The organism is Paraclostridium sp. (assembly GCF_051657365.1).
Lineage (GTDB): Bacteria > Bacillota > Clostridia > Peptostreptococcales > Peptostreptococcaceae > Paraclostridium.
The window spans coordinates 1-1,051 of sequence record NZ_JBOFKN010000116.1 but is presented as its reverse complement, the minus strand read 5'-3'; the positions used below and the strand labels follow the sequence as shown (position 1 = coordinate 1,051).

Sequence of the window (1,051 nt, the reverse complement as noted above, 5' to 3'; positions counted from 1 at the left end):
TTTGAAAGACCTAAAGTTGTGGATCAATTTAGATATGTTTGTAAATCTACAAACGGTAATATAAAAAAAGGTGAGATTTATTACAAAGAAACTAGCAATGATCAGTGGAGATTTGCTACAACTTTCTCTATTAGTAATTCAGCTAATAGTAATATAAAAATTCTAGAAATTCCTCCTGTTTTAGCTAAAGAAATTATGATAAGAACTCTAGAGTCAAGCAGTAATTCTGTATCACTTTATGAAGTTAACTTTAAAATTTATAATCCAATTCACTCAAGAATAAAAGATATATTCAATAACGACTTTACAAAAGTTAACCCTGGAATTGGAATTAAAGATATTGAAGAGATAGAAAAATATGTAACCAAAGATAAAGAGTTAATTGTAGCTTTAGAACTGGCAAAAGTTTTCATAAACAACAATGGGAATAATCCTTTTGATATTCTTTCAATTAAACCTTTAGAAAAAAATACAAATTTTTATTTTGGTAAAATAAATGCAAATAGTACAGGGAACCTTTACATTACTCCTCACTATTTAAAACCTAACCAAGATTATATATTTGTATTTAATAGAGCTATAAGCGGAACTTTAACTACTTTTGTAGGAAAACCAAATCCTAATTGTAACTTTAACTTTAAACCTGGAATAAATATTATAAATCCCGGTGAACAACAAGGACAACTTTTCTTGCAAGGATCTAGAGAAACTGAGATTAGAATGTATACCTTAAGTGAATTAGACAATGGATTAGTTTATCGTTATGGTTATGATTCTTATAAAGAATTTTATCAAAAATCTAAAATAGAAAGTGTTATGTCTGAAAACCACAATTGTAACCTAGCTTATATTGAAGGAGTTAATACAATAGCTGTCTTTGATATCGATTGGTTAAAGAGCAATATAAAACCTGAAGAGTTTTTAGAAGTTTTAAAAACTAGAGATGAGTACGTTGACTTTTTATATAATTTAGTTGGAGCTAATAAAGCTTTTGATGAACCTATTCCGTATAAAAGAATTATGTGGACAGGATTAAATTCAGATAACCCTC

Annotated in this window: 1 protein-coding gene; it reads left to right on the top strand. The window is 27.5% G+C overall.

Annotation, left to right across the window (positions count from 1 at the left end; all coding sequences use genetic code 11):
• On the top strand, nucleotides 1-1,051 hold a 1,051-nt coding region (locus ACRCYC_RS08505; RefSeq protein ID WP_438618682.1), incomplete at both ends, for a hypothetical protein.